Here is a 22,702-nt window from a genome sequence, read left to right as displayed (position 1 = left end):
CGCACTGCGACCACGTGTACTGCTGCCCGGCAGTTCGTCCCTGCCAGGCCCTGCTGTCCTTCTGGCTACGAGAGAAACCATACCCACACCAGAACCCAATGTCTACTCCAGCCGACATAGATTTCCGCGCGCTGGAGACGGAGGTAACCTCCGCCGAAAGCCGAGGGAGGGAAGGCGCCCTCTCCCCGAGGCCCCGGCCCTCCTCCCACAGGCAGCCGGGCGGCGATCCGCCAGCTTTCGAACTCGTCACGCGCCGGGCAGTGACCAGATCTGTGCGGCGGTTCCGTTGCAGTCCCACAGTTCGAGCTGGGTGCCGTCGGTGGTGGTGGCGCCGGGGTCGTCCAGGCAGCGGCCGGAAGCGGGGTTGCGGTAGCCGCCGTTGTAGGGCTGCCAGACCTGGTTGCCGCCGCCGGTGCAGTCCCAGACTTCCAGCGGGGTGCCGTTGGCCGTGCCGCCGCCGGTGGCGTCCAGGCACTTGCCGGAGATGCGCAAGGTGTTGTCCTGTGCCAGGGACCAGGACTGGTTGGTGCCGCCGTTGCAGGACCACAGCTCGGCCTTGGTGCCGTTGGCCGCGTTGCCCCCGGTCAGGTCGAGGCACTTGCCGGCCACGCCCGACCGTACCGGGCCGGTGCCTCCGGACGGTCCGGTACCGGTCGAGCGTGAGATCAGGGTGAAGCGCTGGTTGCTGCCGTCCGTGGGGGTCCACTGCTCGTACTGGGTGCCGGCGCTGGTGCTGCCGGCGGGGTCGTCGAGGGCGAGCTGGCTGTTGCGGTTGTAGAAGGACCAGGTGCCGTCGGAGTTGCGGACCGGCTTCCACTGGTCGTTGCCCTGGGCGATGCTGCCGGCGGGCCACTGCACGGCCAGGCCGCCGGGCTTGCCTGAGGCGGCGCTGATGTTGAGCAGTTGGCCGCTGTGGGTGTTCTTGATCTCGTAGTAGCCGTTGCTCTGCGGCACGAAGGACCAGGAGGCGCTGCCGTCGGCGGTGTCGGTGCGCTGTACGACGGGGGCGGAGTTGGCGGTGGAGCTGTTCTGTGCGGCCAGGGACAGGCCGCTGGTGGCGCTCTTGATCTGGTAGTCGCCGGAGAACGGGGAGGCGCCGGTGCTGGGCAGGACCTGGAACAGGCCGACCATGCCGTTCATCTCGAAGGCGTCGGGGTTGGAGTCGTTGGTCGGCTTGGTCCAGTCGTTCCAGGTCAGGTTCGAGCTGTTGCGCATGCTCCAGGCCTTGGCTGCGTTGGAGTTCATGTAGCTGCTGTAGCGGCCGCACAGGTTCGCGTCGGTGCAGAACTCGCTCATGCCCTTGAACAGCCAGTACTGGTAGGAGCTGCCGCGCGTGCCGTTGTTCGCCACGACGGGCACGCTGTTGAGGAAGTGGTCGGCGGTGCGCTGGGCGTCGTCCCGGTACGAGGAGTTGCCGGTCGCCCGGTAGAGGTCGTCGGCAGCCTCGATCCACGACCCCGCGTTGTACGCGTTGTCGGACGACTGCACGACGGTGGAGCCGCTCTTGCCGTTGGGGAAGGCGATGCACTCGTTGACCACGCCGCTGGAGGTGTTGACGATGTGGCCGCGCACCCAGCTGTAGATCTGCTCGGCCTTGGTCAGGTACCCGCCGTCACCGGTGACCTCGTACAGGCCCACGGCGGTGCTGATCATCGGGTTGTTGCTCAGGGCGCACTTGCTGTAGTAGGTGTCGTTCTCCCAGATCCCGCCGCCGCCGTCGCCGGTCCAGCCGCGGTTCCAGGTCTTGTTCCACTGGTCCGCCGCGGTGTTCAGCCAACTGGTGTTGCCGGTGGCCTTGTAGCCGTCCAGGGTGGCGGTGATCATCCACGCGATGTCGTCGTTCCAGCCGTCCCAGGACGTCCAGTTGGTGCCCTCCTTCGACAGAAAGGTGTTGACCAGGTCGCTGACCCGCTGCCGGTCGCCGGGCGCGCGGGTGCGCAGGTACACGTCGTCGGCGACGAGGATGTCCAGCGCGCCGATCCAGGTGCCGGCCCGCTCGGTGCCTTTGCTCTTGAGCTGATCGGTGTAGTACGTCCCCGTGCTGCCGCCGGTCACGAGGAAGTTGTCGTTCCAGCTCTGGAAGACGCTGTCGGGCGAGGGCAACGGGGTGTCGGCGTGGGCGCTCGGCATGACCAGGATGCCCGCGGCGGCGAGCATGGCCGCCGCGCACGCGGTGGCGAGGAAGGCGGGTCTTCTCATGATCGATGAGCCGTTCTGTCAGGGTGCCATGGGGGGAAGGAGGACCGTCCGCTCGGGTCGGCTGGTGTGCCGGCCCGAGCGGGCTACGGGTCATTCGCGTCAGGAGACCGGCGCCGCGGTCCACCGCTGGTTGGCGCCGCCGTTGCAGTCCCACAGCTGCAGTTGGGTGCCGTCGGTGGTGGTGGCGGCGGGGTCGTCGAGGCAGCGGCCGGAGGCGGGGTTGCGGTATCCGCTGTTGTAGGGCTGCCAGACCTGGTTGGTGCCGCCGTTGCAGTCCCAGATCTCGACCGGGGTGCCGTTGGCGGTGCCGCCTGCGGTGGCGTCCAGGCACTTGCCCAGTGCGCGCAGCGTGCCGTCACCGCGGGCTGACCACAGCTGTGCGGCGGTGTTGTTGCAGCCCCAGATCTGCACCTTCGTGCCGTTGGTGCTGCTGCCGGTGTTCACGTCCAGGCACTTGCCGGAGATCCCGGACTGCACGGGTGCCGCGAGCGCTGCCGGGGTTTTGATCCAGCCGGCCGCGTCGGCGGCCTGGACGCCGGCGTTGAAGGCGTCGGCCATCTTGCTGAAGCCGCTGTCCGTGGGGTGCAGCGCGTCGGAGAGGTCGGCGGCGGTCAGCGCGCTCATGTCGACCAGGCGGACGTGCTTGCCGGCCGCCTGCTTGGCCGCGACGATGCCGGGGAGCTTGGCGTTGAAGTCCGCCCGGTACTGCTCCTCGGTGGTGGCGGTGGAGACGATCAGGGTGCCGACCAGGACGGTCGCGTCGGGGGCGTCCCGGTTGATCTGGTCGATCAGCGCCGAGAGGCGGTCGGTGGCCGTGGTGGGCTGGTAGTTGCCGTTGAGGTCGTTGGTGCCGATCTCCAGCGTGACGACGTTGGGCCGGTAGGTCGCCAGCACCTGGTCGGCGATGCCGGCGATCTGGTCGATCCGCCAGCCGGAGTGGCCCTCGTTGTCAGGGTCGGACATCGGGCCGTTGCGCCCGGAGCCCACGAAGTCCAGCGTATGGCCCTCGGCTGCCAGTTCGTTCCACAGATAGCCCCGGTAGCTGTTGCCCGACGGGCTGCCGATGCCCCAGGTGATCGAGTCGCCCAGCGGCATCAGCCGCAGGCTGGCGGGCTGCGCGGCGGCTGGAGCGCCAACGGCAGCGGCCGACGGACTGGCGAGCGAGAGGGCGCCCAGGCCCAGTACGGCCGTCAGCGCCGCGATCACGGGCGCGGTGTACTTCTTCATCGGTTCCTCACTGGTGGGGGGTCGCAGTGTTCGCGAGGCGACGAGTGGCTGGCCGGCCCGCGCGGTGTGCGGGCAGTCCGCCACGGTCCGCTGCCGGAGCGGGCCGGGAGGCCGGGGCCGTTGGTCGGCGCCGCACGTATCGCGTACGGCTCGGCTGAGCCGGTGCTGCTGGGGGCTCGTCATGCGGAGAGCGACGTTCGTGGAGGGGACAGCGGCAGGCAGGGCCATGATCTCGGTCCGGTTCGCCGCAGGGATGACAGCGGTCCGGACGGGAGCGGTGAGACTGATGGCAACGTTGTCACACGCCCATCGACCTCTGTGGGCGGATGTCGGGTGAGCGTGTTCTTCCGAGGGAACCGCCGGATTGCGGGGCGGTCCTGGGCGGACGAGGTCAGCGCTGCTGCGGGGTCATGGACGGATCGGCGAATACGGCCGGCCGGTTGAAACCCGGCTCGCCGCGTGGGGGGTGCTCGTGACGTTTCATCGGTGCGGCTCCTTGCTGGTACGGCGGTGCCGCTCTCGGACCGCTAGGAGGTGAACGCCCGAAAGCAAAGGACAGAGTTCCAACCCTTGTCAACACAATCGACCGAAATAGCGAACAGACTTCAACAGAGGTCGGAGCACTGGCGGCCGGGCACGCGACGAGGAGTCAGGAACGCGTCGCCGGCGGCGGCGGGCGCCTGCGCCGGGCCGGACGGTCGCTGCCCCGAAGCCGATCGCCACTGATCAGACGAGTCGCGCTCGGTCAGGCCGACGGGCCGGAAAAGACAGGCGACGGACGGCCGTTCCCCCGGTAAGCGTGCTGGTCCGCCGACTCGGGTGCGTTCCCGGCGCGCTCGGGAAACGGAGCGTGCGGCCCAGTCATCCGACCATGCGTCAGGGTCATTGACGCGGTCGTAGCGCCTGGCTAACTTCGGGGAGCGCTCTCCGAAGTGTCGTCAGTGCGCCCCACCGCATCAGGCCAGGTCCAACGGGAGTCCCCATGACCGTCGTTTTCGGTTGCCCATCCTCTAATGACAACGATGTCATCACGCATGGCGACGGGCGCCGGCAGCTGTGTCGTGCACGGATACGCCGGGCCGCCGGGCACGTCGTCCCCCGCTGAGCCCGACCGGCGGAAGCCGGGCGGCGTCGGCGTGGGACGCGACCGGGTGCGACCCCGGCAACCGCGGCAACGGAGCACCAACGGCGGCTTGTGGAGGTACGGACGGTGCCACTGACCTGCTGTGTCGCGAGTGCGGCTGGGACGCTTACCGCTCCGGACGCTCGGATTCGGGCCCGCGCCGTGCGCAAACGTGGCGGGTCGTCACCACGCCGTAGAAGGCCGTTCGCGCCGGTGGCGAGCGGTGGGCCGCGCGCTCCCTGCCGGTCATCCGCCGTCCGGCGCGTCGCTCTCGACCGGTCGGCCGACGCGGAGCCGGTTGAGCACCGTGGGTGACGATCCGGACGTCCGCCCGCGCCCTTTCGAGCCACCGGGCGGGGCCGTCGGCGGGACGTTGAATTTTGTTCCTTTATGGCGAGGCCTGCCCGCAGAACAACCGCACGCCGTCTGCTTGTTGCCCACGAAAGGATGTCAGTGATGTCGCGACTATGGAGGCTTGCGCCCTTGTGGGTGCTGGCTCTGCTCGGCGCTCTGCTGGCGGTGGCCATCGCGCCCGCGCAGGCGGCGACGACGTCCATCACGGTGGACGGGACGCAGGGTGGCCGGACGTTCGACGGGATCGGCGCGATCAGTGGCGGGGGTGGCAACTCGCGGCTGCTGCGCGACTATCCGGCCGCGCAGCAGTCGCAGATCCTGGACTATCTGTTCAAGCCCGGCTACGGGGCGAACCTGCAACTGCTGAAGCTGGAGATCGGCGGTGACGCGAACTCCACCGACGGCTCCGAGCCGTCGATCGAGCACGCGCGCGGGGCGGTCAACTGCAATGCGGGCTACGAGTTCTGGCTCGGGGAGCAGGCGGTCAAGCGCAATCCGAACATCGGCCTGTACGGGCTGGCATGGGCCGCGCCGGGCTGGATCAACGGCGGGTTCTGGTCCACCGACACCATCAACTACCTCATCTCCTGGCTGGGCTGCGCCAAGCAGCACGGCCTGAACATCACGTACCTGGGCGGCTGGAACGAACGCGGCCACGACGTCAACTGGTACATCCAGCTGCGCTCGGCACTGAACAACGCCGGTTACGGCAGCGTGCAGATCGTCGGTGACGACTCCGGCTGGGACACCGCCGACGACATGGCGAAGAACTCCGCCTTCAACAACGCGGTCTCCGTCATCGGCGCGCACTACCCCTGCCAGGGCGACGGCGGTCCGGCGACGAGCTGCTCCAGCACGACCACCGCGCAGAACAACGGCAAGCCGCTGTGGGCCAGTGAGAACGGCTCGCAGGACATGAACACCGGCGCGCCGGCGCTGATCCGCTCGATCGTGCGCGGCTACACCGACGCGAAACTGACCGCCTACCTCAACTGGCCCCTGGTCGCGTCGATCTACCCCAACCTGCCCTTCGCCACCGTGGGGCTGATCACGGCGCCCTCTCCGTGGTCGGGCCAGTACGGCGTGGGGGAGAACACCTGGGCGACCGCGCAGGTCACCCAGTTCGCCCAGCCGGGCTGGAAATTCATCGACTCCGCCTCGGGCTACCTGGGCGGAGCCGAGTCCAACGGCGCCTACGTGAGCCTGAAGTCGCCGAACGGCAGTGACTACTCCACGGTGCTGGAGACGACCACCGCCACCGCCGCGCAGACGGTGAACCTGCACGTCCAGGGCGGTCTGTCCGCCGGCACAGCGCACGTGTGGGCGACCCGGGTGAATTCCCCCAGCGCCGCGACGGACTTCGTCCACACCCAGGACGTCACCCCCTCGGGCGGCTCCTACTCGCTGACCCTGCAACCGGGTTACGTCTACACGGTGACCACCACCACCGGCCAGGGCAAGGGCACCGCGGCCGGTCCGGCCGCCCACGCACTCGCCCTGCCCTACCGCGACAACTTCGACAATGCTGCCAACGGCGCTGAGGCGGCGTATCTCTCCGACATGCAGGGGGCATTCGAGGCTCAGCCGTGCTCCGGCCGCTCCGGCCAGTGCCTGCAGCAGATGGCGCCGGTCAAGCCCATCGAATGGCAGGACGATTCGGACGCCTTTTCCCTCATGGGCGACACCACCTGGAGCGACTACACGGTCCAGTCCGACGTGAACCTGCGGCAGGCCGGAACTGTCGAGCTGCTGGGACGCGCCGGCCCTCAGAACCGGCCGCAGAGTCATCAGGCCGCCTACGAACTGCGGGTCAGCGACGCCGGCGCCTGGTCGATCGTCCGCAGTTCCTCGGCCGGCTCGCTGACCACACTGGCCTCGGGCAGCCGAACCGCGCTCGGCACGAACGCATGGCACACCCTGGCGCTGGGCTTCTCCGGCGACCGCATCACCGCGACCGTGGACGGCAGCACCCTGGGCGCCGTCACCGACAGCACCTATCCCGCAGGCCAGGTCGGCATCGGCGTAGCGGGTTACCAGACCGACCAGTTCGACAACCTGTCGGTCACCGCGAACCCGCCGGGCAACCGCGCCGGCATCCTCAAGGGCTCCGGGTCGGGCCTGTGCACGGACGTGCCGGGCGCCACACAGACCAACGGCACGCAGGTCGCGCTGTGGGACTGCAACGGCCAGGCCAACCAGTCCTGGACGCTGACACCCGCCGGGCAGCTCACCGTCTACGGCGCAGCCAAGTGCCTGGACGTCCGGGCCGCGGGCACCGCGGACGGGTCGCCCGTGCAGATCTACGACTGCAACAGCACTCCAGCCCAGAAGTGGGCGGTGAACAGCGACGGCACGGTGGTGAACCCCGCTTCGGGCAAGTGCCTCGACGCCGCCGGCACGACGCCGAACACACTGCTGGAGATCTGGACCTGCAACGGCGGCACCAACCAGGCGTGGATGCGCGGCGCTCAGTCCGGCCCGCTGAAGGGCCAGGAGTCGGGCCGCTGCGTGGATGTGCCCGGCGGTAGCCAGGCCAACGGCGCCCAGCCGGCCCTGTGGGACTGCAACGGCGCCGGGAACCAGACCTGGACATCCACCGCGAACAACCTGCTGACCGTCTACGACTCCAAATGCCTGGAGGTCACCGGCGGAGCCACCGCGGACGGCAGCCCGGTGGACATCCGGGACTGCGACGGCGGCGCCGACCAGCAGTGGCGGGTCCGCGCTGACGGCAGCGTGATCAACGTCGCCTCCGGCAAGTGCCTCGACGCGGTCGCCCACGGCACCGCCAACAGCACCGCCCTGGACATCTGGACCTGCACCGGAGCGGCCAACCAGCAGTGGCACCGGATGTAGCCACCGCCACCCCCGTTCCTCTCCCTCCCCGCCGGGCCGGCCGGTGTCCACCCGCCGGCGCCGGGCCCGGCGGGGATCCACCAGACCGCCACCACCTCCTTGCCCTCCGCACGACGCACTACCGAATCCGAGAAGTCCCGGCGGCATGACGAGAAGCGCTCCCCGGATCTCGCACCACAGCGCGCAGCCGCCGGTCGGACCGGCTTGCGCGGGGCTGAACGGCCCGACTCTTGACGACGGTGTCTGAAAGGACGGTCCCTGGTGTTCCACAACCGATTTCGTCTGCGTGGCCGATGGCGAGGTGTGCGGACGGGCGCCGGTGCGCTCACCGTTGCCCTGCTGGCCGCCGCGGCACCCTCGTTGTTGCTGGTGTCGCCGGCCCAGGCCCAACCCCCCGGCATGGGGCACGGTGCGGCCCCGAAGGCCGCGGTGACGTCCCCGGAGAAGTCCAGGCACGCCACGCCCGCCCGGAGCGAGGCCGCCGCGGTCGTGCAGCCCGCGGACGCGCCGACCGCGAGGGATGCGCCTTCGGTGGCTCCGAAGCCGGCTCCGATGACGACGCCGTGGACGGCGGCGGCGACCGCGAACATCGCCAATCCGCTGCCGGAGTATCCGCGGCCGCAGATGACGCGTGCGGACTGGCAGAGTCTGAACGGTGAGTGGCAGTTCGGCAATGCCAGTGCCGGGCAGGCGCCGCCGGTGGGCCAGACGCTGGGCGAGCGGATCAATGTCCCGTATCCGGTCGAGTCGGCGCTGTCCGGTGTTCAGCGGCACCAGGACCGGATGTGGTACCGGCGCACGTTCACGGTGCCGGACTCCTGGAGCGGGCGGCACACCCTGCTCAACTTCGGCGCGGTGGACCAGCAGGCCACGGTCTGGGTCAACGGCACGCAGGTCGGTTCGCACACGGGCGGCTACGACGCGTTCTCGATCGACGTCACCTCGGCGCTGCGCAGCGGGTCGAACGAGGTCATCGTCGGGGTGTACGACCCGACCGACTCGGGCAGCGGCGCGGTGGGCAAGCAGCGCAACAGCCCCGGCGGGATCATGTACACCGCCTCGTCCGGGATCTGGCAGACCGTGTGGCTGGAGCCGGTCGTGCCCGCGCACATCACCCGCCTGGACATGACCCCGGACGTGCCCGGCGGGGCGCTGAACGTCGTCGTGCGCGGGGCCGGCACCGGCGGCCAGGGTGTCACCGTGACCGCGTCGCTGCCAGGCGGCGGGGCCGTCGTCGGGACCGCCACCGGCAGCATCGACGGCACCATCCGGGTGCCGGTTCCCAACGCGCACCTGTGGAGCCCGGACGACCCCTTCCTGTACGACGTCAGGGTCACGCTGACCGGCACCGGCGGGGGTGACAGTGTCGGCGGCTACTTCGGCATGCGCTCCATCGCCGTGAAGACCGTCGACGGTGTGCAGCGCATCCTGCTCAACGGCAGCTTCCTGTTCCAGAACGGCATGCTGGACCAGGGCTTCTGGCCCGACGGCATCTACACCGCGCCCACCGACGACGCGCTGAAGTCCGACATCGCGCAGCAGAAGAACTGGGGCTTCAACCTGATCCGCAAGCACATCAAGGTCGAACCGCAGCGCTGGTACTACTGGGCCGACAAGCTCGGCATGCTGGTGTGGCAGGACATGCCCGCCATGGCCAACACCCCGAACACTGCGGGCGGCACGCAGTTCGTGAACGAGTTCCACGCGATGGTCGACCAGCACCGCAGCTCACCCTCGATCGTCATGTGGGTCGACGAGAACGAGGACATGGGCTACTACGACCCGGCCGGGGTGGCCACCACCGTCAAGGGCTGGGACCCCAGCCGGCTGGTGGAGAACATGAGCGGCGTGAACTGCTGCGGCACAGACGGCGGCAACGGCGATGTACTGGACTACCACACCTATCCAGGACCGGACTCCCCGGCACCCAATGCCCGGGCCAACGTCCTGGGGGAGTACGGCGGCCTCGGCCTGATCGTCTCCGGCCATGAGTACCATCCGGGCAGCGGGTTCGCCTACGAGATGCAGACCAGTTCGGCCGAGCTGACCAACCGGTTCCTGGGCCAGTCCAAGGCGCTGGAGAACCTGATGGTCACCCGCGGCCTGAACGCCGCGGTCTACACCGAGCCCACCGATGTGGAGAACGAGAGCAACGGGTTCATGACCTACGACCGCCAGGTCGTCAAGGTCGACGTCAACGCGGTGCGCGCCGCCAACCAGGAACTGCTCGCCGCCTCGAAGAACCTCGGTGCGCAGCGGGTGAGCCTGCCGCTGAACACCACGGTCTCTTTCCAGGTCGCCGGCGCCACTGACCACTACCTGCGCCACCAGAGCGGCCTCGCGGTCACCTCGACCATCGGCTCGGACCTGGACAAGCAGGACGCCACCTTCATCGTCCGGCCGGGTCTGGCCAACAGCGCCTGCTACTCCTTCGAGTCCTCCAACTACCCCGGCGACTACCTGCACCAGACCAACTCGCGGGTCGACAAGTCCGCGAGCGACGGCACCTCCATCTTCGCGGCAGACGCCACCTTCTGCGCCGCGCGCGGCAACACCGGCAGCGGAGTGTCGCTGCTGTCCTGGAGTCAGCCGGGCAAGTTCTGGCGCAACAGCGGTGGCCAGGTGTGGATCAGCAAGGAAGGCGGCGGCACCAACCCGGCCGCCCAGGACAACGCGAACGGCTACATGGCCGACACCACCTGGAACATCACCGCCCCGCTGGCGACCGGCACCCCGGCCCCGGTGGCCGGCCGGACCGGCGCGGTGAAGTCCGGACTGGCGGGCAAGTGCGCCGACGTGACCGGCGCCAACACCGCCAGCGGCACCCCGGTCGCGCTCTACGACTGCAACGGCACCACGGCGCAGACCTGGACCGCCTACTCCGACGGATCGCTGCGCGCGCTGGGCAAGTGCCTGGACGCCACCGGCGCCGGAACCGGCAACGGCACCCTGCTGGAGTTGTGGGACTGCAACGGCGGCAGCAACCAGCAGTGGCAGCCCTACAACGGCGCCTACCGCAACCCGATCTCCAACCGCTGCCTGGACGACCCGAAAGCGACCACCGCCAACGGCACCCAGCTGGAGCTGTGGGACTGCAACGGGACGGTCGCCCAGGTGTGGTCGCTGCCCGGGGTCACCCCGGCGCCCGGCGCCACCGGTCTCGTCAGGTCCGCGATCGCGGGCAAATGCGCCGACGTGACCGCCGGCAACGCCGCCAACGGCACCACGGTAGAGCTGTGGGACTGCAACGGCGGCACCAACCAGACCTGGACCGCCTACACCGACCGTACGATCCGCGCCCTGGGCAAGTGCATGGAAACCATCAACTCCGGTATTGCCAACAACACCAAGATGCAGATCTCGGACTGCACCGGTGCCCCCAACCAGCAGTGGATCGCCTACAACGGCGGGTACCGCAACCCGGTCTCCGGCCGCTGCCTGGACGACCCGGGCAACTCGTCCACCAACGGCGCGGTGCTCGGGCTGTGGGACTGCTACGACAGCCAGGGCCAGAAGTGGTCCCAGCCCGGCGCAGCCGCCCCCGCCGCGGTCGCGGCCTCCGTGAGCGGCGCCGACCGCCCGAAGGCCGCCACTACCACCCGGTAGCCGGACGCCGGCCCGACCGACAGCCGTGCGCGGTGCCCTTCGAGATCCGGGCGGCACCGCGCACGGCACGCCGCACACCGCAGCCTGTTCGGCACAACGCGGTCGGCCTGTCCCAGTCGGACAGCTGCCTGGACGCCACCGGCCACGGCAACGCCAACGGCACCCTCATGGAGATCTGGACCTGCGACGGCGGTGCCAACCAGAAATGGAGCCGGTCATGACGCGCCGCTGACGTTCCCACCAACGGGCCATCAGGGTCTGGGCGCGCGGTCAACGGGCAGTCGCACGGGATGCGCACGCCGGTCAGCCCGTGGGCAGGCCGATCCGGTCGCGTTCGAGTACGGAGCGCAGCTCCGAGAGGATCTGTACGGCGGCCAGCCCTGAGGGACCGCCGAGGACGTCTGCGGTCAGCTCGGCCAGTGTTGCGGTGAAGGTCGCCTCCGCCGCCTCGACGAGTCGCAGGCCCCCGGCGGTCAGGTCCAGCAGTGATGAGCGGCGATCCGATGGATTGGTTCGCCGTACGACCCATCCCTGCTTCTCCAGTCGGTCGATGCCCTTGCTGGTCGCGCCGATCCCGATGGCGAATTCGGTGGCGAGGTCCGCCACCCGGGACCCGGGGTGGCCGCGCAGGTAGCGCAGGAACTCGAACTGCGAGGTGACGATCCCGTGCCGCTCGCGAAGGCGGTCGTTCAGCGCGTTGTAGAGGCGCGTCTCGCAGCGGACGAGATCGGCGAAGAAGCCCGGGAGGTCGATCGGGTCGCGGCTTGACGTGGATGCCATGGCATGTATTCTAGCCTAGATTCCTAGGCATATAGTTCTTTGGCATGTACGTGCGATGGAGGCGACGATGAGCAGGCAGCAGCGTACGGAGATCGACGCGATGGTCCGACGGCCTCAGTCGGAGGGTCCTCGGTCGGTGGAAGAGCTCCGCGCCGGGTTCAGGGCGATGATGGGGGAGATGATCGTCCCGGCTGGGATCCGCACCCGGACCGCGACGCTCGGCGATCGGCCCGCGGTGCTCGTCGAGCTGGCCGGCACTCCGAAGGCGGGGACGATCCTCTACTTTCACGGCGGCTCCTACGTGGTCGGTTCACCGGAGACGGCGATGTCGCTGACGGGCAACCTGGTGACCAGAACCGGGTTCAGGGCGTTCTCGCTGGATTACCGGCTTGCCCCTGAGCACCCGTTCCCGGCCGCGATCGAGGACGGGCTGAGCGCCTACCGCGCACTACTCGACAGCGGCCAAGACCCTTCGGCGACCGTGTTCGCCGGCGACTCCGCCGGCGACTCCGCCGGGGGCGGCCTCGCCGTCACCACCTGCCTCGCCGCCCGCGACGCGGGCCTGCCCGTGCCTGCCGCGATCGTGGCGTTCTCTCCCGGACTCGACGCAACCCGGACAGGCGAGAGCATGGACACCAAGGCGGGCATCGACCCGTTCTTCACGCGTGAGGGCCTGGAACGCACCGGGGCCATGTATCGCGCGGGACAGGACCCCCACCAGCCCATGCTCAGCCCCGCCACCCTCGCCGACCTGACCGGCTTCCCCCCGATGCTTCTGCAGGCGGGCACCAACGAGATACTCCTGGACGACTCCACACGCATGGCTGCGCGCGCGAGGGACGCCGGAGTGGACGTCATCCTGGACATCACCGCTGACGTTCCGCATGTGTTCCAGGCGTTCGCCGGCGTTCTGGACGAAGCCGACGAGGCGCTGGACCGCGCCGCTCTCTTTCTCCGCCAGCACATCCGCGCCAGGGACACGGCACGCACGTCTGCGGGCTGAAGCCCGCAGACGGTCCCATACGGACCACGGTCCGCACCCCGGGCTTTGGCTCGCCGTGCGTACGTCTGGCGGCCGGCGCTCCGCCTCGCTCCGAGGGCCGTCCCGTACGGTGGCCGCGGCCAGAGTGGCGAGAAGCGCGATGAAGCCGGCGGCGGCCGCCCATTCGAAGACCGGCGCGGGCAGTCCGCACTGTTCTGCGTACTCGACGCAGTTCGTCGCACGGTCGCTGGACAGGGCGAGCACGCCGGCGGCCAGCGCTGCCGGCAGGAAGAGGACGGCGGACAGGACGCCCCATAAGCCAACCTGCCGTCGGACTGCGGCAACGGCGGCGATCCCGACGGCACGCAGAGCGCCGGCCGCATGGCCGACCTCAACTTCGCCGTCGACGCCCGGCGGCTGGCCCGGTCACGCTGCCATCGCGTCCCCACTGGCCAGAAACGGATTCAGCAGCGTGAGCAGGGCGCGCGGCCGGTGCAGGGGAATGATGTGGCCGCAGTCCTCGATGACGTGTCCTGTGAGGTCGTCGGCGACGGGGCGGAGCTGGCGTTCCAGCGCGGCGCCGACAGGGTGTGCGCCCAGCGCCATTGTCGGCACCGTCAGGCGGGCGGTGGTGACGGCGCGCGAGATCTGCAGTGCGCTTTCGGGCAGAGCCCGGTAGTACGAGAACGCGCGGCTCAACGCGTGGGCGCCCGAGTACGCGTGGACAAAGGCGTCCCGGATGGCGGGGGGCACTCCGTCGCCGAGCGTGCCGGTGTGCAGGAACCAGTCGATGTAGGCGGCCTCGTGGCCTTCCAGCACGGTCTCGGCGAGGCCGGGCGCGGCGGTATGGAAGCCGAACCACCACGGCGGCCCGCCGGCAAGGAAGTCCTCGGCCCCGGGCAGCCCGCCCAGCACGGACTCCATGAGGACCAGGCGCCGGACGAGGCCGGGGTGGCGCAGGGCGAGGAGGAAGGCCGCCGGGGTACCCGCGTCGATACCCACGACGGCGGCCGGAGACACGCCGAGTTCGGTGAGAAGCGCCGCGGCATCCTCGGCCAGGGTGCCGGCGTCGTACCCGGCGGCGGCCGGGCTGCTCGCGCCGAATCCGCGCAGGTCCGGCGCGATGACGCGGTAGCGGTCGGACAGGTCGGCCATGATGTCCGTCCACAGCTCCCAGGTGTGCGGAAAGCCGTGCAGCAGCAGGACGGCCGGGCCGGATCCGGCGAGGGCGACGTTGAGTTCGACACCGTTGACGGGGACACGTCGCAGTTCGGGCACGGAAGGACTCCGGGTGTGGTGAGGAATGGTGACAGGGTCACGCTAGGGAACTAGCCTGGTCCTTCCAAGACGGCACTTTCCCCTCAGGTGGTGAGCCCCGGGTGACCACGTCCCTGCCCGGTGAACCCGGTCGGCGGCCGGGTGCGCGCGGTGATCTGCTGGACCGGAGCTGCCCGACCCGCCGGTTGCTCGACCGTATCGGCACCAAGTGGACGTCGATGGTGGTCAAGGTGCTGGCCGAGACGGATCCCGGCGAACTCCGGTTCGCGGAACTTCGGCGTCGCATTCCGGGCATCTCGCAGAAGATGCTGTCTGTCACGCTGCAGAGTCTGGTCCGTGACGGCCTGGCCGCGCGCCGCGTGGAGCCCACGGTGCCGCCCGCCGTCCACTATCGGCTCACCGAGCTCGGCCTGTCCCTCGAGAGCCCGCTCTCCGCCCTGCGGGTCTGGGCCGAGACGCACATGCCCGAGATCGACCGCAACAACCGGCTCGCCGGGGCCTGACCTCCTCGCCGGGAAGAGCGACGGTCACGGCCACTTGCCGAATGCGGGACACGCGAACATCCTCAGCACGGGTCCGAACCGCGCGAGTCGCCGCGCCGCCCTGCCGCCACCACGATCGACATGGCCTGCTGGCACTGCCCAACAGCATGGTGCGGCTCGGTGGTGAACCCGCCGCGCCCCGGCCATCCCGGCCGCCGGGCTGTACGGGGCCCGCGTGCGCTGGGGCGTGCGGGCGCCCCAGCGCCGGTGCGGCTACTCCCGCAGGTACGTTTCGCTGAAGCTGGTGCCGCCGGAGCCGAGCGCGCCGGTCCGGGCCTCGTAGGCGCCGTTCGACGGGTCGAGCGCGACCGGGCCGAAGGATCCGAGAGAGCTTCCGTTGATGGTGGCCGAGGTGAAGTTGAGGGTGCCGAAGTTCGGGTAGGCCCCGGTCGGCGACTCGATGATGACCTCGGCGCTGGTCCGCTGGGAGGAGAGGGACTTGGACGTGCTGTAGGTCCAGCCGCGCGAGGAGGTCAGCTTCAGGGTGTACTTGCTGCTTCCGGCGTAGGTCACCGAGGCGGTGATGTGGTCGCCGGCCGACACCGGGTACGAACTGCGGCTCAAGTAGACCGGGTTCGCCGGGTACATCTCGTACCAGGCCTGGTGCACGGGACTGCCGCTGGAGCAGTCGGTCGCCACCCCGGTCTGCTCCACGGTGGACGAGCCGTACCCGTCGATGCCGACCCAGGGAGCGTAGAGGTCGTCGGTGGAGTTGCAGGTCGCGTTCGCTTCGGTCCAGGCCGCCGAGACCGAGGTGAAGCCGCTGCCCGTGGCGGCGTACCCGCCCCAGTTGTAGCCGTTGGTGTTGTAGTGCAGAGGGCGGAAGGACAGTCCCGGTGCAGCCGCCGCGCCGGCCGGCACGGCGGGAGCGGCAAGGGCCGCCACCGCTACCGCGACGGGGGCGACACGGGTCAGGAATCTGCGCATGCTGGCTCCTTCGTGGGGGAACAGAATGCTCGATGCGCCGACCCTGGCCCGTGTGGGGAACTTGGGGCGGCAGTACAGAATCACCGACCGCCATGAACCTGTCAATAAGGCAATGCTGGGCGGCGCGCGCGCAGCTGAACCGCCGTGCCCGAAAGAGACCTTGACACCGCCCCCGGACGCTGTCGGTGCCGGACACGGCATCCGGGCCGGGGTGGATGGACGGGACTTCCCCGTCAAACGGGCTTAACCCTCCGGTCGTATCGACCACTTACGCGAACAGCGCTCGTGAACGTCCGCGCCGCGTGGGCCCCGGATGGCCCCTGACGGCTCACGGGACCCTCGCCCGATCACGGGCATCGCCCATGCCGGGCCACCGCACCGGTTGCCGCCCCCAATCGACGCCCCTGCGAGGACCGCCCGCCCCACGGTGCCCTGCCCGGATGAGGCGTACGGCCCCCGCCGGGCTGTCCGCGTCGGCGAGAAGGGGCCGCCCGCTCAGGTCAGGGTCTTCAGGGCGGAGCCGTCGTAGGGCTGGAGCTCGTCGAAGCGGCCGGCGAGGACCTTCGCCGCCCACTGGGGGTCCTGGAGGAGGGCGCGGCCGACAGCGACGAGATCGAACTCGTCGGATTCGAGGCGGTCCAGGAGGTCGTCGATGCCCTTGACGGGGGCGCCCTCGCCCGCGAAGGCGCGGATGAACTCGCCGTCGAGGCCGACGGAGCCGACGGTGATGGAGGTCTTGCCGGTGAGCTTCTTGGTCCAGCCCGCGAGGTTGAGGTCGGAGCCGGCGAACTCGGAGAGCCAGTAGCGGCGGGTGGAGGCGTGGAAGGCGTCGACGCCGGCGTCGGCGAGCGGGGTGAGGACGGCCGCGAGCTGCTCGGGGGTGTCGGCGAGCCGTGCGTCGTAAGCGCCCGACTTCCACTGGGAGTAGCGGAAGATGACGGGGAAGGCCGGAGAGACCGCCTCCCGTACGGCCGCGACGATCTCGGCGGCGAACTTCGTGCGGGCGACCGGGTCGCCGCCGTACGCGTCGGTGCGTCGGTTGGTGCCGGACCACAGGAACTGGTCAATCAAGTAGCCGTGGGCACCGTGGAGTTCGACGCCGTCGAAGCCGATCCGCTCGGCAGCGGCCGCCGCTCGGGCGAAGGCGGCGATCACGTCGTCGAGGTCCCCCCGCGTCATGGCAGTACCGTGCTCCTCGCCGCCGTCGAGTCGGACGCTCGGGCCGACGGAGGGCGCGTCGGCGAACGGCGGCTCGCCGGCCTTGCGTACGAGGCCGATGTGCCACAGCTGCGGCACGATGGTCCCGCCCGCCGCGTGCACCCCCTCTGCGACCTTCGCCCAGCCCGCCAGCTGCTGTTCGCCGTCGAAGCGCGGCACCCGGTCGCTGTTGCCCGCCGACGCGTGCCCGACGTACGTCCCCTCGGTGACGATCAGTCCCACGCCGGCCGCCGCGCGCCGTGCGTAGTACGAGACCACGTCCTCGCCCGGCACCCCGCCCGGTGAGAACTGCCGGGTCATCGGGGCCATCGCGATGCGGTTCGGCACGGTCAGCCCGTTGATCGCGACCGGCCGCGACAGGATCTGCGCGGCGCGTGACGCAGAGGGAGACTGGGATGCGGCGGGGACCATACGCGGAGCTCCTGGACGTTGACAGACGGGACCCATTGACACATGCACGCGCATTGAACAGCGCGCGTGCGTCAACCCCTCGCGCCGCCGTCGCATTCCGCCGCCGCACCGTGCTGCGGTGTGATCCCGACCACTCCGCCGTAAAGGCCGCGCCCACGGCGAAGACAGCGGCGGGCACCCCGACCTGCCCGATGTCGGTGCGTACCAGCAGGCTGCCCGGACCTGACCACGGACAGGACGAGGCTGCCGTCGGTCCGCACGGTCGGCCGGACGCCGTTGGGGGCCAGGCCTGCCCCGGACTTCGGACCGGGGCGGGAGGCGAGGATCCTGGCGGCCCCCGGCGCCAGGTCGACGACTTCGAAGTCGCCTGGGACGGCTGGGAGGCGACCGGCTCACCCGGGCTCTACGACTACGGGATCCCAGTCATGCCCGACACCCAGTACGCATGGGCGCTTGACCCTGTCACAGGCTGTGTCAGCTCCTCGGGGTAGGAGGTGGGATCGCGATTGGCCCCGCACGTGCCCCGGACGAGACGTCCGGGCAATGGTAAGGAAACTTTCCTATCGTGTTCGCCGCCCAGGATCTTCCCGAGCCCCTGGTGCAGTCAAGAGGTTGGGCGAACTTCATCCGCATGAACGGACTCTCCGCGGCGCTCGCCGGTCGTCCTGCCGTGGATGCGACTCGGGGCGGAGGTTCCGCGGCGGACGCGGGAGCCGGACCCGGGTCGAGGATCAGTCGCCCGGAGTCCCGGCCGGCCGACCGACCGGCGCTTTCCGTACGCCCTCCCGCCTGCGGAATCCGGGGAGCCGCGGCGTACTCCCGGCGACCGCAGGCGTCCGCCCTCAAAGGTCGCGTCGGGTCGAGGCGCCCTCGGTGGTAGCTACTCGCCCACTCCTGACCGCCCTCGGGTCGCGGTGGCGGGGCACGACTATTAGGAAACTTTCCTTCCCAACTTCTTGACGAGCGCTGCCCGGGAGGGATTGACTGCGGGCGCCGCGGGGTCAACTCCGCAACGCCCGGCCCCGCGTTGCTTCCTGCGCACACGTCAGCTCGACTCGGCTCAAGGCGCTCTCCCGAACTCCGTGCGACAGCTCAACGGCTCCGTCGAGGCGCCGGATCCTGCAGTTCCCCCCCACGTCGGCACACTGCCTCCCGCCGGCTCCCTCGGATCGTCCGCACCGCACAGCTCCGGACCCCGCAACACGCATCGGGAGCCGGCCCCGGGGCGTGCCCCGTCCCGACCTCACCTGGAGGACATCTGTGAGATGGTCACGACTCACCAAGGGGCTTGTCGCCACCGCGCTGCCGGTAGCAGCGGTGGCGATGGGCATCAACGCGACCGCCAGCGCCAGCGCCAGTTCGCAGGCCGCGAACGCGTTCCCGGCCCACTACGCCGCACCGTACCTGGAGCTTTCCAGCGGCACCGCCGGTGACATGGCGGCCGACATGAAGGCCACCGGCCTGAAGGACTACACCCTGGCCTTCCTCATCCCCAAGTCCGGCTGTACTCCGCAGTGGGAGGCCGGCAACAGCGCCCTGGGCGCATTCACCTCTCAGGTCAGCACCCTGAAGGCCGCCGGCGGCAACGTCATCATCTCCTTCGGCGGCGCGGAGGGCGGAGAACTGGCCCAGACGTGCACGTCCGTCTCGTCGCTGACCGCCGCCTACGCCAGTGTGGTCGACACCTACGGCATCACCCGGCTCGACTTCGACATCGAAGGCGGCACTCTCGGCAACACCGCGGCCAACACCCGGCGCAACCAGGCGCTGGCGGCCCTCCAGGCCCAGAACCCGAACGTCGAAGTCGACTACACCCTCGCCGTCGACCCGTCCGGCCTGGAATCCGACACGCTGAACCTGCTCAAGGACGCCAAGAGCAAGGGCGTCAAGGTCAACCTCGTCAACATCATGACCATGGACTTCGGGGACGGCGAGAACGCCCTCAACGACGCCCTGTCCGCGGCCAAGGGCACCGCGACGCAGCTCGCGAGCCTGTACGGCATCTCCACCGCACAGGCGTACGCACGCATCGGCCTCACCCCGATCGCCGGCAAGAACGACGACAACGAGAACTTCACCCAGGCCAACGCCACCACGCTGGAGACCTTCGCCGCCGCCAACGGAGTCCAGGAGCTGTCCTTCTGGGAGGTCGACAGCTACGACAAGGGCACCGGATACGCCTACTCCCGGATCTTCAACAAGATCACCGACGGTACGACCACGCCGCCGACGACGCCTCCGCCGAGTGGCGGCAGTACGTCGTACGAGGCCGAGGCGGCGACTCTGGCCGGTGGTACGACGGTCACCAGTTGCGCGCACTGCTCGGGTGGTAAGAAGCTCAGTTATCTGGGCAACGGTGGCACGGCGACCTTCACCAACGTCTCCGAGCCGGCGGCGGGCACCTACACCCTGACGATCTCCTTCATGAGTGTCGGCCAGGCCCGTACCGCCGTCGTCACCGTCAACGGCACCGCGCAGACCGTCAGCTTCCCCGAAACACCGGACTACAACACCGTCGTGACCAAGGCGGTCACCGTCACCCTCAAGGCCGGCTCCGGAAACACCATCCAGTTCTCCAACCCGTCCGCCGGAGCGCCCAACCTGGACCGCATCGTCGTCTGACAACGACGTCGGCCTCGGCTCCGCGCCACGCGGGTCATCGCCGCGTCGATCTGTTAAGAAGCTTTACTAACGACAAAAGGAGAACCCCGCCCACCATGAGAACGAACCACGTGCGCCTCGCCATGGCAGCCGCCGCGGCTCTCGCGCTCGCCGTCCCGCTCGCGATAGGGAACGCCGACGCCGCCACGACGCCCACCGCTGTCACGGCGGGCTCGGCTGCCGCGACCTCGTACACGCCCGCCCAGGTACTGGCCGGCATCCAGGCGAAATCCACGGCCGCGAACCAGGTCAACACCAAACCCCACATCAACACCATGACGCGCGCGCAGAACGTCAACGTGTACCAGGTCGCGCCGGGCGTCTACTCCTACAGCTCCGGTATGGCCATCGACACCGACGGCAGCGACTCCGATCCCGATCCCGACCACCAGGGCGAGACGACCTGGGAAGACAGCAACGGCAAGGCCCTGGGCGCGCACCATGTGCCGTTCTACGTGCTGGGCGACGACTGCTGGGACCGTACGTCGCCCTGCCCGCACTTCTTCTACAAGGAACACGGCATGTCCGGCCGGCAGTTCGCGCTGATGTTCTACAACGGCAACGTCATCGGCTCGATCTTCGGCGACACGCAGACCGCGAACGACCAGACCACCTCGGACAACGACTCCCGTGAACTGGGCGAGGCGTCCGTGAAGGCGGCCCAGCTGCTCGGCATCCCCAGCAGTGGCACCACCGGCGGCGTGGACAACGGCGTGACCGTGGTGATGTTCTCCGGTTCGTCCTGGGTCGTGAACGGCACCAACGCCAACCTCAACGACAACACCCAGGCCCTGGTCCAGACAGCCCTGGACAGCCTCGGCGCAAGCCTGAACGGGGGCACTCCTCCGACGAGTCCTCCGCCGACGACGCCTCCGCCGAGTGGCGGCAGTACGTCGTACGAGGCCGAGGCGGCGACTCTGGCCGGTGGTACGACGGTCACCAGTTGCGCGCACTGCTCGGGTGGTAAGAAGCTCAGTTATCTGGGCAACGGTGGTACGGCGACGTTCACCAACGTCTCCGAGCCGGCGGCGGGCAGCTACACCATGAGCATCTCCTTCATGAGTGTCGGCCAGGCCCGTACCGCCGTCGTCACCGTCAACGGCACCGCGCAGACCGTCAGCTTCCCCGAGACACCGGACTACAACACCGTGGTCACCAAGAACGTCACCGTCAAGCTCAAGGCCGGCAGCAACACCATCACGTTCTCCAACCCCTCGGCCGGAGCGCCCAACCTCGACCGCATCGTCCTCTGAGGACCGACTGCCCGGCGTGACCGGTGGCCATGGGGGGCCACCGGTCACGCCATCACCGCGGAGGTGCCGGTCAGGGGCGCGCGAACGGCTCGGACGCGACGCCGTTGACCGTCGTTCCGCCCTGCTGCCACGAGACCGCGACGCCGCTGACGAAATCGGCGGGGAAGTCGAGCTTCGGCGCGGTCAGCGCGGTGAGTTCGGTGAGCTGCTCGTCCGGGACGGTGACATCCAGGGACGCCAGGTTGGCGTCGAGCTGCTCGACCGTGCGGGCGCCGATGATGGTGGAGGTGACCTCCGCCCGAGCCCGTACCCATGCAAGCGCCACGGCGGCGACGGAGGCCTTCAGGTCGGAGGCGATGCGCTGCAGGACGTCCAGCAGCGCGAAGGTGGACTCGTTGAGGTGGGCGGCGGCCGATTGCGCGCGGCCCGATCCCTCCGGCGCGGAATTCTCCCGCGAGTACTTGCCCGAGAGCACTCCGCCGGCCAGCGGGCTCCAGGGGGTGACGCCGAGGCCCAGCTCGCGGGCGACGCCGAAGAGTTCGCCTTCGACGGTGCGCTGCAGCAGGGAGTACTCGACCTGGATGGCGGCCACCGGTGACCAGCCGCGGAATTCGGCGATGGTGCCGGCCCGGGCGACCTCCCAGGCGAAGGTGTCGGAGAGCCCGATGTAGCGGATCTTGCCCGCGCGCACCAGGTCGTTCAGGGTCGACATCGTCTCCTCGATCGAGGTGTGACGGTCGAAGTTGTGCTGCCAGTAGAGGTCGATGTAGTCGGTGCCGAGACGGCGCAGTGACGCCTCGACCTGCTGCATGATCGCTTTGCGGCCGGCGCCGCCGCCGTTGGGGTCGCCGGGGAACATGTTCCCCCCGAACTTCGTGGCCAGGACCAGGCGGTCCCGCAGGCCGGGGTGCAGGGCGAGGTAGCCGGCGATGGTCTCCTCGGACTTGCCCTCGTTGTACCCGTTGGCGCTGTCGAGGAAGTTCCCGCCCGCTTCCAGGTAGCGGTCGATGATGCTGTGCGAGGTCTCGGTGTCGGCGCCCCAGCTGGCGTCGCCGAACGTCATCGCCCCCAAGGCGAGCGGGCTGACCCGCAGACCGGAACGGCCCAGGGTGCGGTAGGAGTCGAGTCCCACGTCTTCTGCCTTCTTCCGTATACCGACTGATCCTTGGGAAACCTACCTCTGACGCACCGTCGAATCATGACCGCCCACCGGCGAGCCGTGGCCCGGGGCGGCGGAGAGCGCCGTCGGCCGCGTGCCCGGCGGGGAGAGTTGCCTGCCGCATCA

Annotated in this window: 14 protein-coding genes; 7 read left to right on the top strand and 7 right to left on the bottom strand. The window is 69.7% G+C overall.

All coding sequences use genetic code 11. From position 1 onward, the window contains the following. Nucleotides 1–246: 246 nt before the first annotated feature. Both OHA86_RS05845 and OHA86_RS05840 read right to left on the bottom strand, forming a co-directional pair. On the bottom strand, nucleotides 247–2,199 hold the full coding sequence (locus tag OHA86_RS05845; RefSeq protein ID WP_329173094.1) for an RICIN domain-containing protein: 1,953 nt from the start codon (nucleotides 2,197–2,199) through the stop codon (nucleotides 247–249). A 99-nt stretch (nucleotides 2,200–2,298) separates the two neighbouring features. After that, nucleotides 2,299–3,426, bottom strand: coding sequence for a ricin-type beta-trefoil lectin domain protein (locus OHA86_RS05840; protein WP_329173093.1), 1,128 nt, complete (start codon nucleotides 3,424–3,426; stop codon nucleotides 2,299–2,301). A gap of 1,579 nt (nucleotides 3,427–5,005) precedes the next feature. Here OHA86_RS05840 and OHA86_RS05835 point away from each other — a divergent pair. The 3 genes from OHA86_RS05835 to OHA86_RS05825 all read left to right on the top strand — a co-directional run bounded on the left by OHA86_RS05835 (nucleotide 5,006) and on the right by OHA86_RS05825 (nucleotide 11,586). Next, a complete protein-coding gene (locus OHA86_RS05835) occupies nucleotides 5,006–7,759 on the top strand; it encodes a ricin-type beta-trefoil lectin domain protein (protein ID WP_329173091.1) in 2,754 nt (917 codons plus the stop codon). Between the two features lie 552 nt (nucleotides 7,760–8,311). Beyond that, nucleotides 8,312–11,365: a ricin-type beta-trefoil lectin domain protein gene (locus OHA86_RS05830; RefSeq protein WP_329173089.1), complete on the top strand. Its 3,054-nt coding sequence runs from the start codon at nucleotides 8,312–8,314 to the stop codon at nucleotides 11,363–11,365. Nucleotides 11,366–11,397: 32 nt separating this feature from the next. After that, complete coding sequence (locus tag OHA86_RS05825) at nucleotides 11,398–11,586, top strand: RICIN domain-containing protein (protein WP_329173087.1); 189 nt, start codon at nucleotides 11,398–11,400, stop codon at nucleotides 11,584–11,586. Nucleotides 11,587–11,668: 82 nt separating this feature from the next. Here the strand turns inward: OHA86_RS05825 and OHA86_RS05820 are convergent, their stop codons facing one another. Continuing rightward, a complete protein-coding gene (locus OHA86_RS05820; RefSeq protein WP_329173085.1) occupies nucleotides 11,669–12,145 on the bottom strand; it encodes a MarR family winged helix-turn-helix transcriptional regulator in 477 nt (158 codons plus the stop codon). Nucleotides 12,146–12,212: 67 nt separating this feature from the next. On the opposite strand from OHA86_RS05820, the gene OHA86_RS05815 reads away from it, so the two are divergent. Further along, nucleotides 12,213–13,148 carry an alpha/beta hydrolase gene (locus OHA86_RS05815; RefSeq protein WP_329173083.1) on the top strand — a complete coding sequence of 312 codons (936 nt, stop codon included), beginning with the start codon at nucleotides 12,213–12,215 and terminating at the stop codon, nucleotides 13,146–13,148. 405 nt (nucleotides 13,149–13,553) lie between these two features. Here the strand turns inward: OHA86_RS05815 and OHA86_RS05810 are convergent, their stop codons facing one another. Next, nucleotides 13,554–14,405 (bottom strand): alpha/beta fold hydrolase, encoded by an 852-nt coding sequence (locus OHA86_RS05810; RefSeq protein WP_329173082.1) that lies wholly within the window; start codon nucleotides 14,403–14,405, stop codon nucleotides 13,554–13,556. 101 nt (nucleotides 14,406–14,506) lie between these two features. Here OHA86_RS05810 and OHA86_RS05805 point away from each other — a divergent pair, with 101 nt between their 5' ends. Beyond that, on the top strand, nucleotides 14,507–14,908 hold the full coding sequence (locus OHA86_RS05805; RefSeq protein WP_329173080.1) for a winged helix-turn-helix transcriptional regulator: 402 nt from the start codon (nucleotides 14,507–14,509) through the stop codon (nucleotides 14,906–14,908). A gap of 252 nt (nucleotides 14,909–15,160) precedes the next feature. Here OHA86_RS05805 and OHA86_RS05800 read toward each other — a convergent pair whose 3' ends face one another. Together OHA86_RS05800 and OHA86_RS05795 are read right to left on the bottom strand one after the other, a co-directional pair. Continuing rightward, the gene (locus tag OHA86_RS05800) at nucleotides 15,161–15,874 is read right to left on the bottom strand and encodes a G1 family glutamic endopeptidase (protein ID WP_329173079.1); all 714 of its coding nucleotides are present in this window, start codon (nucleotides 15,872–15,874) and stop codon (nucleotides 15,161–15,163) included. 495 nt (nucleotides 15,875–16,369) lie between these two features. Further along, nucleotides 16,370–17,503 carry an NADH:flavin oxidoreductase gene (locus OHA86_RS05795; RefSeq protein ID WP_329173078.1) on the bottom strand — a complete coding sequence of 378 codons (1,134 nt, stop codon included), beginning with the start codon at nucleotides 17,501–17,503 and terminating at the stop codon, nucleotides 16,370–16,372. Between the two features lie 1,260 nt (nucleotides 17,504–18,763). On the opposite strand from OHA86_RS05795, the gene OHA86_RS05790 reads away from it, so the two are divergent. Both OHA86_RS05790 and OHA86_RS05785 read left to right on the top strand, forming a co-directional pair. Further along, nucleotides 18,764–20,125 (top strand): CBM35 domain-containing protein, encoded by a 1,362-nt coding sequence (locus OHA86_RS05790; RefSeq protein WP_329173076.1) that lies wholly within the window; start codon nucleotides 18,764–18,766, stop codon nucleotides 20,123–20,125. Nucleotides 20,126–20,220: 95 nt separating this feature from the next. Continuing rightward, a complete protein-coding gene (locus OHA86_RS05785; protein ID WP_329173074.1) occupies nucleotides 20,221–21,417 on the top strand; it encodes a glycoside hydrolase family 75 protein in 1,197 nt (398 codons plus the stop codon). Between the two features lie 70 nt (nucleotides 21,418–21,487). On the opposite strand, the gene OHA86_RS05780 is transcribed toward OHA86_RS05785, so the two are convergent. Continuing rightward, entirely contained in the window at nucleotides 21,488–22,549 is a 1,062-nt protein-coding gene (locus tag OHA86_RS05780) for an aldo/keto reductase (RefSeq protein ID WP_329173072.1), read from the bottom strand. Nucleotides 22,550–22,702: the final 153 nt, after the last annotated feature.

Origin of the sequence: Streptomyces sp. NBC_01477, assembly GCF_036227245.1 — a bacterium.
Lineage (GTDB): Bacteria > Actinomycetota > Actinomycetes > Streptomycetales > Streptomycetaceae > Actinacidiphila.
This window is presented reverse-complemented; position numbering and strand designations above follow the sequence as displayed.

Coding starts and splice junctions, on each gene's coding strand:
- OHA86_RS05845 (WP_329173094.1), bottom strand. CDS start 2,199: ATGAGAAGACCCGCCTTCCTCGCCACCGCGTGCGCGGCGGCCATGCTC.
- OHA86_RS05840 (WP_329173093.1), bottom strand. CDS start 3,426: ATGAAGAAGTACACCGCGCCCGTGATCGCGGCGCTGACGGCCGTACTG.
- OHA86_RS05835 (WP_329173091.1), top strand. CDS start 5,006: ATGTCGCGACTATGGAGGCTTGCGCCCTTGTGGGTGCTGGCTCTGCTC.
- OHA86_RS05830 (WP_329173089.1), top strand. CDS start 8,312: ATGACGACGCCGTGGACGGCGGCGGCGACCGCGAACATCGCCAATCCG.
- OHA86_RS05820 (WP_329173085.1), bottom strand. CDS start 12,145: ATGGCATCCACGTCAAGCCGCGACCCGATCGACCTCCCGGGCTTCTTC.
- OHA86_RS05815 (WP_329173083.1), top strand. CDS start 12,213: ATGAGCAGGCAGCAGCGTACGGAGATCGACGCGATGGTCCGACGGCCT.
- OHA86_RS05800 (WP_329173079.1), bottom strand. CDS start 15,874: ATGCGCAGATTCCTGACCCGTGTCGCCCCCGTCGCGGTAGCGGTGGCG.
- OHA86_RS05795 (WP_329173078.1), bottom strand. CDS start 17,503: ATGGTCCCCGCCGCATCCCAGTCTCCCTCTGCGTCACGCGCCGCGCAG.
- OHA86_RS05785 (WP_329173074.1), top strand. CDS start 20,221: ATGAGAACGAACCACGTGCGCCTCGCCATGGCAGCCGCCGCGGCTCTC.